Below are 9,498 nucleotides of genomic sequence, written 5' to 3'. Positions count from 1 at the left end.
GCACAGAGCATTGTCGAATTCCAGGAGATCGTGCGTCGCACCGGCTGCACGCCGATTGAATGGCTCGACAAGATCGGTGCGCTTGGTCCCGACACCGTGATCGGGCACTGCATCTTCCTCAACGATCATCCATGGCTGCATTGGCCGCAGGGCAACGACTTCGAACGGCTTGTGCGGAGCGGCGCACAGGTCGCCCATTGCCCCGTCGTCTTCGCGCGTCGGGGCATCGCACTGAATACGCTCGCCCGCTATGTCGATGCGGGAGTTCCGGTCGGCATCGGCACCGACAGCTTTCCGCACAACATGCTGGATGAGTTGCGGATGGCTTGTTACGCCGGGCGCATCGTTGCGGGGAGCTTCACCGCAGCGCCGACATCCTATGCCTTCAGTGCCGCCACCAATGTCGGAGCCGACATCATTCGCAGGCCCGATCTCGGCCGCCTGGCCATCGGCTGCAAGGCCGATTTCTCGATCGTCGACATGACGAACCCTTACATGCAGCCTGACTACGATCCGATCCGCAGCATCGTCTATTCCGCGAATGACCGGGCAATCCGAGACGTTTACGTGGATGGGCGACAGGTCGTCGCCAACGGGCAGGTGCTCCACTTCGACATCGGAAACGATATCGAGATGCTGCGCCAGGGGCAGCGGGACGTGATCAAGACGGCGAGCGAGCGGGATTGGGCCGGACGGGAAATCGAGGAGCTGACGCCGCGCGTCTATAAGATCAAGCAACCTGATYGCACGGACGGCTAGCTTCCCAGACATCGCAGAGGGGAGGGAGGCGAGGGCGAACTTGCCGCCATCCCGTGCCGGCGGCGGTGAGTTCGGTTGGGCGGCTCGATGTCGCTCAACCGGCTTTGCAGCGTCGGTCGCGCGGCTATGCTGCGGCCGAGTGATTGAGGTAACATCGAGCGCTTCATGCCGACTGGCGATGTTGGTTGGAAGGAGAGACGGCGTTGCGTTTCATGCCCTCCGTCTGTGCCGAGGCCGCTGGCCGAATGAGGCGACGCGATTTCGTCGCGCTCGCCGGTGCAGCGATGGCCTGGACCCTCCCGGCTCGCGCGCAACAGCCGGCTATGCCGGTCATCGGGTATCTCGGCTCCGAATCCCCCGGGCCCTATGCGAGCCGCCTCCGGGCCTTTCGTGAGGGCCTCGCGGAAGCCGGATTTGTCGAGGGGCGCAATCTCGCGATCGAGTATCGGTGGGCGGAGGGCCAGTATCGCCAACTGCCCGCCCTCGCGATGGATCTCGTCAATCGTCAGGTGACGGTGATCGTGGCGCCGGGCGGCGCCGAGGTCGCGCTCGCGGCAAAATCGGCGACGACGACGATCCCGATCGTCTTTGAAATGGGAGGAGACCCCATTGCGCTGGGCGTCGTGGACAGCCTGTCCCGGCCGGGAGGCAATCTCACGGGGGTGTCGAGCCTCAGCGTGGAGGTCTCGCGCAAGCGGCTGGAGTTCATGCACGAGCTGCTTCCTGGTGCCGGGAGCCTTTCCGTTGCCGTCAACCCGACCAGCCCGACTTCGAACTCGCAAGTGAAGAATCTTCAGGCCGCGGCGGACAGTCTTGGTCTGCAGCTTCGTGTCCTGACGGCCAGCACCGAACAGGAATTCGACGGCATGTTCAGGACCGTGTCTCAGATGCGGCCGGGCGGTCTCGTCTTCACCTCCGACCCCTATTTTGCCTATCGCAGTCAGCGGCTTGCCGTCCTCGCAGTCGAGCACGCGGTGCCGGCTGTCACCCAATCCCGTGACTTTCCGATCGCCGGCGGGCTGATGAGCTATGGCGGTGATTTCGAGCAATCGCACCGTCACGCCGGCACCTATGCCGGCCGTATCATCAAGGGCGAAAAGCCCTCCGAACTCCCGGTCCAGCGCGTGACCAAGGTCGAGATGTTCATCAACCTGAAGGCCGCCAATTCTCTGGGCCTATCATTCCCGCCTTCGCTGCTGAGCAGCGCCGACGGGGTGATCGAATGACCCGGCCGGTGAGCCGGCGCGTGAGCTAGCACGGTGTCCCATTCGCCCGACGTCCCACGAACCTCGCTGTTCAGGAAGTATTTTCTCGCCCTGTTCGCGGCGGTCGCCCTGCCGCTTCTGATCGCGGGTGGGAGCGAAGCCTGGTTCGGCTATCACGACCAGCGCGCCAGGCTGAACGACCTGCTCGATGCAGAAGCCCGAGGCGCGGCGGCGAAGATCCAGGATTTCATGGAAGGAATTCGCGATCAGCTTGGATGGATGGTGCAATTGCCGTGGTCGGAGAATACCGACGAGCGGCGCAGGCTCGACGCCTTGCGCCTGCTGCGCCAGGTCCCCGCCGTGGTCAGCCTCCGCCTCATCGACGCTGCCGGCAAGGAACGCCTGTTCGTGTCGCGCATCGGCCTGRACAGGGTCGAGAGCGGCGAGGATCACTCGGCGAATCCGGCGGTGGCGGGAGCCCGCTCGGGGCGGGTCTGGTTTGGGCCGGTGACATTCTATGGCGGCTCGGAGCCATTCATGACGGTCTCGGTCGCCGGCAATCGCTCGGCGGTCGGAGTGGCGGTCGCGGAGGTCAATCTCAAGTTCATCTGGGATGTGATCTCGGCGATAAGGGTGGGGCGGACGGGCGAGGCGTTCGTGCTCGACCAGCCGGGGCGCCTTGTCGCTCATCCCGATATCAGCCTGGTGCTGCGTGCCGACGAAGCCGCAACGCAACCGCTTCAGGCCTTGCGGGCCGCCATGCTGGCGCGCCCCGGCCAAGCGATCACCGGGCAGGATATCGCGCGAAACACGGTGCTGGCCGCCATGGCGCCGATCCCCGGCGTCGATTGGAGCGTCATCGTCAAACAGCCCGTGACTGAGGCATTCCGCCGGATCAACGCCGCACTTTGGCGCACCGGGGTGCTGCTCATTGCGGGAACCGTCCTCGCGGCCGTGCTTGCCTATTGGCTGACGCAGCGCATGGTCGGGCCGATACGGCTCCTGGAGGAGGGCGTCGCGCAGATCGGCGCAGGGCAGTTCGACCACCGGATCAGCCTCGGCACGGGCGACGAGTTCGAGCGGTTGGCCACCCGGTTCAATGAGATGGCGGGTGAATTGGCCGTGTCCCAGGAACGCTCCGAACGCATCAGTCGGCTCCGGCGCTTTCTCGCGCCGCAAGTGGCCGAACTCGTCGACCGCACAGGTGATGACGGCGTGCTCGACGGGCGGCGCGTCGAGGTGGTCGTGGTCTTCTGCGATTTGCGCGGCTTCACCGCCTTCTCGGCGCAGGCTGAGCCCGAAACCGTGATGGGCGTGCTCGGCGAGTACTACGGCGCCATCGAAGTGGTGGTCGGCGCGCATGGGGCGACGCTGATGGGCTTCTCCGGGGACGGAGCGATGGTCCTGGTCAACGCGCCGGTTTCCTGCCCTGACCCGGCCCTGCGCGCCGTCACCATGGCGAGCGACATGCAAATGAGCGTGCAGAAACTTCTGGTCGGATGGCGCAGCCGGGGCCACCAGCTTGGCTTTGGCGTGGGGCTGGCCATGGGGCCGGCCACGGTCGGACGGATCGGCTCGGAAGGCCGCCTCGATTACGCTGCGATCGGCAACGTCACGAACCTGGCATCGCGCTTATGCGCGAGCGCCCGGGATTCCGAGATCCTGATCGATCGCGTCGCGGCCCGCGCGGTTGGTTCCAGCGTGCCGCTGGCTGAGCTGGATCCGCGGAGTCTGAAAGGGTTCGACCAACCCGTTCCCGTCTTCGCCGTTGTCTTCGGCATCGGACATTAGATCATCGGACCAGATATCGTACCCGGTCCGATGATCTAACCATCCGGGATGGCATCGGCTTTCCCGAAAACCGCAATCCACCTTTCGGGCCGATGCCTTAGGTGCCGGCGGCGCCGCTCGTGGAGCAGACTGGCTTCTGATGGCGCGCCGGCGACGATGGCCATTGATCAGGGGCAAACATATCCGGTTGGGTCCGGGACGCAGCGCGCGCCCGTGGGCAGTATCAATGCGCCGCGTGGATCCCGCCGGACATAATCGCCGTTGGGCAGCTGGAAACCGCCGCTTTGGTCGGGTGTCACGCGCGTGCCGTCAGGCAGGACGAAGTCGCTGCCCGACCTTATGATGCGCTTCTCGGGCGTGCTGTCCGGCACGATAACCTGACGCACTGGCGTCGGGCTGCATGCTGTGAGTGCGGTGACGCAGAGTAGCGTCGCAAATGGCGTCCTGATCATGAGGCATTGTTGCCGGAGGACGGAACCGAGCGCAAGGCGGATGCTCCCGCATTGCTGCCGACGAAGTCCGAGGTTGTTGTGATTGTCCAGCTCCACTCCCCACTCCCCTTCAATCATGGGTTGAGGCAGGCAATGTTCGGCGCGCGGCCCCGGCCCCGGAAGAGCTTGGCGTAGAGCGTCGAGCTGGCAGGGGCATCGGGATCAACGAGGAAGTCAGGCGGTGGCGCGAAGAAGGCACGGGTTTGCCGTCTTCGCGCCCGAGCCTGCTCGTTATTCCACGGCGACGATCTTGCCGCCCTCCCATTTGAACATCGAGAACGCCGGCGAGCTGAGATCGCCATTCTTGTCATAGGCCAGCTTGCCGATGGCGGTGGTGATGGGCCCTCCGGACTTCAGCGCTGTCGCGACTGCGGCGGCATTGGTGGCCTTGCCGGCTTTCTCGATGCCGGCCTTCAGCACTTCGACCGCGGCATAGGCATTGAGCGTGAAGGCTTCCGGCGGGATACCCTTGTCCTTGAGAACCTTGACCGCTTCCGCGGAGTCGGGGTTCTTCAGCGCATCTGTCGCGTTGGTGAAGAGTGCGCCTGCCGCCGTCTCATTGGCGATCGCCCAGAACTCCGTGTTGGAAAGCCCCTCGCCGCCGATGATGGTGGCCTTGAGCCCGGCGTCGCGAAGCTGCCGGGCGAGGAGACCACCTTCCGGATGATAGCCGCCGAAATAGATCAGGTCGATATTGGCGGCCTTGAGACGCGTGGTGATGGCCGAGAGATCCTTTTCGGCCGGTGTCAGCGACAGGTAGAGCGCCTCGTTCAGGCCGCCGGCATTGATCCCCTTCTTGAAGGCATCCGCGAGGCCTTTGCCGTAGGTGCCCTTGTCGTGGATGACCGCAATCCGCTTGTCCCTGAGATTCTTCAGGACATAGTTGGCGGCGACCTCGGCCTGCTGATCATCGCGGCCGCATGTCCGCAGAACATTGGTCAGCCCACGGGTGGTGAGTGACGGCGCCGTAGCTGTCGGCGTGACCATCAGCACGCCGTTCTCGGCAAAGACATCGGACGCGGGAATCGCGACGCCCGACGTCACCGGCCCGACAACGAAGCGCACCTTGTCCCCGACCAGCAGATTGGCGGCCGAAACGCCCTGCTTGGGATCACCGGCATCATCGGCAAGCTTGAGCACCAGCTTCTCGCCGAGCACGCCGCCCTTCTTGTTGATGGCGTCGATCGCCGCCTCTGCGCCGTTTCGCACCTGGTCGCCATAGGCAGCGACCGGACCCGTCAGTGGTGCGATGAGGCCGATGACGATATCGGCCCGTGCGGCCGGCGCCGAGGCGAGCAGCGTGGCAGCAAACGCCGCACTGACGAAGAACTTGAACTTGCTCATCACAATCCTCTCCTCAACTGGCTCGCAGTTCCTGTCCTGGATGCGAGCCTTCGTGGTGAAGCGGTCGAATACCCTGCCACTGCGCGGGGAGGCCGGGCAGGGGCGAAACGTGCATAGAGATCGCTCGCGGGTTTTATAGGGCAGCACGCCTGCCCGCGGCACTGCGCTCGCCAGGTGGGGTGGGTGTCAAAATTGCCGGGTCGGCCGGGCGAGCGGCTGCCCTCCGCCCGTGGGCATGTCATGCGGCGCAGAGTCCATGCCGAATGCGGAGCTGCATGCTGCCGCGCCACGMAAAACTGCGTGGATGTCATCGCTGCGGAGCTCGGGCCCTAGTTCTGCCGCGTCGCTGCGAACCATGCCGCAGCCCGCAGCATCGCGGCCTCCTCGCCAAAACCCGACACGGCCGCGACGGCCTCCTCGCAGAGCCGGTCGCGCTCGCGCTTGGCGCCGGCGAGACCGAGCGCACTGATCAGGGTCGCCTTGCCCTTGTCCTGGTCCTTGGCCGTGGCCTTGCCCATCTGCTCCTGGCTCGCCTCGACGTCGAGGACGTCGTCGGCCACCTGGAAGGTGGCGCCGACTGCCCGGCCGTATTGCCCAAGCGCGGCAAGGGCGGCCTCATCGGCGCCGCCGAGGCGCGCACCGATCTCGACGCTGGCCGCTAGCAGCGCCCCCGTCTTCATCGCCTGCAGTCGACGAATTTCGTTCTCGGCCAGCGCGATCGAGCCCGGGTCGAAGCGTCCCTCCGCCGCGAGATCGAACATCTGGCCGCCGACCATGCCGCCGAGCCCGGACGCCCGGGCGAGGCAAAGCACCAGCGCCGCGCGGACCGCACCCGACTCGTGGGTGGCTGTGTCGGCAAGAACCTCGAAGGCGAGCGTCTGCAGCGCATCCCCGGCCAGGATCGCGGTCGCCTCGTCGAAGGCCTTGTGGACCGTCGGTCGTCCGCGGCGCAGATCGTCATCATCCATCGAGGGCAGGTCGTCATGGACGAGCGAATAGCAATGCAGCAGCTCGACGGCCGCGCCGGCACGCAAGGCCTGGGCTTCGCTGGCCCCGAAGAGCAGCGCCGTCTCGACCGTCAGGAAGGGCCGCAGGCGCTTGCCACCGCCGAGCGCGCCATGGCGCATGGCCGCGAGCAGGCGTTCGGGCCGCGCGATCTCGCCCGCTCCCGGAGCAGCCTGGAGCAGACCGTCGAGGAGGGCCTCGATCGCATCGGCTGTCTGTGAAAGACGGGCCGGAAGGGCGTCATCTGCGGCGGAACTCATGCGCTGATCTCGCGTTCGCAACGGTGGCGGGGGCTTGCCGGATGGGGGCGGGATCGTCAAGTTGCGGGGGCATGGCGGTCATGGCGGGTCACGAGCAAACGCGGCGGCGAGGAGTTGTCGGCCGCGTATTGGGGTGGTGTTTTCGCATCCTCATCGGGCTCGTCGTGGCCCTGGCGCTCGGGCTGCTGATCTTTCGGTTCATGCCCGCTCCCTCGACGCTGATGCTCGCGCGCTGGCTGAGCTTTCAGCCGGTGGAACGGCAATGGGTGCCGCTCACGCAGATTTCGCCTTCGCTGATCCGCGCCGTCATCGCCGCCGAGGACCAGCGCTTCTGCAGCCATTCCGGCGTCGACTGGATCGAGCTCAACGCCGTGCTCGATGATGAGGATGGCCCGAGCCGCGGCGCTTCGACGCTGACCATGCAGACGGCCAAGAATGTCTTTCTCTGGCCGGGGCGCTCCTATCTGCGCAAGGCGCTCGAGATTCCGCTCGCGCTCGCGATCGACTTCGCCTGGCCGAAACAGCGGATCATCGAGGTCTATCTCAACGTCGCCGAGTGGGGCGATGGCGTCTTCGGGGCGGAGGCCGCCGCCCAACGCCATTTCCGCAAGCCTGCCGCCCGCCTGAACAATGGAGAGGCTGCGCGGCTCGCCGGTGCGCTGCCGAATCCGATCCTGCGCAATCCCGCCAAGCCGAGCCGCGGCCTGCAATCGGCGAGCGGGCGAATCCAGCGTCGCATGGCGCAGCTCGGATCACTTGGGGATTGCGCCGTGCCTTCCGGCATGAAAGATGTCGATTAGGCCTAGTCATCCCGCCTGCGAGCGTGTATGGCCATCGCCTCACGAGATTGATCCGTCGTCGTGGCGGTGGCGTGGCTCTGCGGCCTGCGCTTCCGGACGGCGGCACGATGGAGAGTACAATGGCCGTTCCGAAGAGAAAGACTTCGCCGTCGAAGCGCGGCATGCGCCGCTCGGCCGACGCGCTGAAGCAGCCCACCTATATCGAAGACAAGAACTCCGGCGAGCTGCGTCGTCCGCACCATGTCGATCTGAAGAGCGGCATGTATCGCGGTCGCCAGGTGCTGAAGGCCAAGACCGAGGCCTGAGCCCCGGTCGCAGGCTTGCGAGTCTAGGAGCCGGCCGCGAGGCCGGCTTTTTCTTTGTCCTGTTTCGGCTGGCGCCTGCCAGGCCCTCTGCCGAGGAGCGATCTGTGATCGCGTCTCGATGGATGTCTCCGGTGCGGCTTCCGGATGATCCATCGGGACACCGCTGTCATGCGGCTCCTCGGCAGAGGGCCTGGCCTCACGCGACCAGGCGCTGCCGCTTCCTTCCGGCGCGCTGTGCCTGGGCCTCGTAGCGCCGCGCCGCGACCTGCGGCGTCTCGCGCGCCCGGCGCGCGAACGGACCGATTTCGGCATGGCTGGCCGCGATCTGCAGCAGCAGCATCGTCGATGCATCGGGAAGCGCCTGGTGGCTTCTCGCCCCGTATTGCTGATCCCGCATGTGCCACTCCGGAACGCTAGGGTTGCGCTGGAGGTAAAGTTGCAATCCAGGGGCCGGCCTTAACCGGGCGTTAAGCCAGAAACCTGCATCGTTTCGAAACATCTCCCGATCTCGTTCGGCCAGGACGGCACGACGCCAAAGGTGTCCCGCGGCCTGCGCCTCTAAGGCCCTGCACCGATGCCTGCGCCATCGATCCTGAGTACCCGTGACGAAACGATCGTCGACCCGCGCAGCCTGCTCTCCTCGATCGGCGAGGTGGTCTACAGCTGGGACATCGCCAGCGATTCGCTGAACTGGGGTCCGAACGCCGCCGAGGTTCTGGGACCGATTCCGGTAGCTGCGATGAGCCGCGGTCTCGCTTTCGCCGGGCTGGTGGAGCCGGGTAGCGGCCGCAGTCGCTACGACGCGATCTTCTCGACCGGCGGACAGGACCATGGCGAAGGTGCGATCTACCGCACCCGCTACGCAGCCGATCTCGGCGGCCGCAAGATGTGGATCGAGGATGCCGGCCGCTGGTTCGTCGGCATCGACGGTCAGCCTGCCATGGCGCGCGGCGTGCTGCGCATCGAGCGCTCTGTGCGGCCCGACGAGCTTACCGCGCAGAGTCGCGACGTCTGTGACCGCGGAGCGCTGGTCGAGCGCCTCGAATCATCGCTGCAGGAGCATCTCGCGGCGGAGCGACCGGTAGTCGTGCTGATCGCGGCGATCGACGAACTCGCGCGTCTCAACGATGATTTCGGCCATGAGGCCACCGATGAGATCATCGGCGTGGTCCAGGAAAGGCTGCGCTCGGTGATGCGCCGACGCGACCATCTGCTGCGCTATTCCAGCAATCGCTTCGCCATCCTGCTCGCAGGCTGTCCGCAGAACCAGATCGAGCCGGCGGCGCGGCGCTTCATCAAGGCCGTCGCACAGTCCGCGATCGAGACCGGGCGCGGCATTGCGCTGGTGCGTCTGCGCGTCGGGGCGGCCGTCGCGCCGGATCTCTCGCGCCATGCCGGTACGCTGGTCTCGGCCGCTGAGAACGCCCTTGCCGGCGCCAAGGCGGGCGCGGTCGATACCGTCGTCATCGCACGTCAGCGCGAGTTGCGTGAGCCGGCGCCGGACCATAGCGGATTCGATATCCAGGCCATCGCGGCAC

General features: G+C 66.1%; 9 protein-coding genes. 6 read left to right on the top strand and 3 right to left on the bottom strand.

Going from position 1 to position 9,498, the window contains the following annotated elements:
• The 3 genes from AC1D34_RS28250 to AC1D34_RS28240 all read left to right on the top strand — a co-directional run.
• Positions 1 to 759: amidohydrolase family protein (locus AC1D34_RS28250; protein ID WP_476825990.1), on the top strand; the 759-nt coding region annotated here is incomplete at its 5' end.
• Between the two features lie 245 nt (positions 760 to 1,004).
• Positions 1,005 to 1,985, top strand: a complete 981-nt coding sequence (locus tag AC1D34_RS28245) for an ABC transporter substrate-binding protein (protein WP_476825989.1) — start codon at positions 1,005 to 1,007, stop codon at positions 1,983 to 1,985.
• A 33-nt stretch (positions 1,986 to 2,018) separates the two neighbouring features.
• Positions 2,019 to 3,755, top strand: a complete 1,737-nt coding sequence (locus tag AC1D34_RS28240) for a cache domain-containing protein (protein WP_476825988.1) — start codon at positions 2,019 to 2,021, stop codon at positions 3,753 to 3,755.
• A gap of 722 nt (positions 3,756 to 4,477) precedes the next feature.
• On the opposite strand, the gene AC1D34_RS28235 is transcribed toward AC1D34_RS28240, so the two are convergent.
• Positions 4,478 to 5,590, bottom strand: coding sequence for a branched-chain amino acid ABC transporter substrate-binding protein (locus AC1D34_RS28235; RefSeq protein ID WP_441488337.1), 1,113 nt, complete (start codon positions 5,588 to 5,590; stop codon positions 4,478 to 4,480).
• A 329-nt stretch (positions 5,591 to 5,919) separates the two neighbouring features.
• Positions 5,920 to 6,855, bottom strand: coding sequence for a polyprenyl synthetase family protein (locus AC1D34_RS28230; protein ID WP_476825987.1), 936 nt, complete (start codon positions 6,853 to 6,855; stop codon positions 5,920 to 5,922).
• An 80-nt stretch (positions 6,856 to 6,935) separates the two neighbouring features.
• On the opposite strand from AC1D34_RS28230, the gene mtgA reads away from it, so the two are divergent.
• Both mtgA and rpmF read left to right on the top strand, forming a co-directional pair.
• Complete coding sequence (gene mtgA, locus AC1D34_RS28225; RefSeq protein WP_476825986.1) at positions 6,936 to 7,655, top strand: monofunctional biosynthetic peptidoglycan transglycosylase; 720 nt, start codon at positions 6,936 to 6,938, stop codon at positions 7,653 to 7,655.
• A gap of 119 nt (positions 7,656 to 7,774) precedes the next feature.
• Positions 7,775 to 7,960, top strand: a complete 186-nt coding sequence (gene rpmF / locus AC1D34_RS28220; RefSeq protein ID WP_043233137.1) for a 50S ribosomal protein L32 — start codon at positions 7,775 to 7,777, stop codon at positions 7,958 to 7,960.
• 196 nt (positions 7,961 to 8,156) lie between these two features.
• On the opposite strand, the gene AC1D34_RS28215 is transcribed toward rpmF, so the two are convergent.
• Positions 8,157 to 8,357, bottom strand: a complete 201-nt coding sequence (locus AC1D34_RS28215) for a hypothetical protein (RefSeq protein ID WP_162768306.1) — start codon at positions 8,355 to 8,357, stop codon at positions 8,157 to 8,159.
• Between the two features lie 177 nt (positions 8,358 to 8,534).
• On the opposite strand from AC1D34_RS28215, the gene AC1D34_RS28210 reads away from it, so the two are divergent.
• Positions 8,535 to 9,498, top strand: a 964-nt coding sequence (locus AC1D34_RS28210; protein ID WP_476825985.1) for a GGDEF domain-containing protein, incomplete at its 3' end; no start/stop codon positions are given.

The sequence above is a fragment of the Allobosea sp. P1_A7 genome (genome assembly GCF_056406775.1).
The sequence above is the reverse complement of the archived record's forward strand: the minus strand, read 5'-3'. Positions and strand labels throughout refer to the sequence as shown.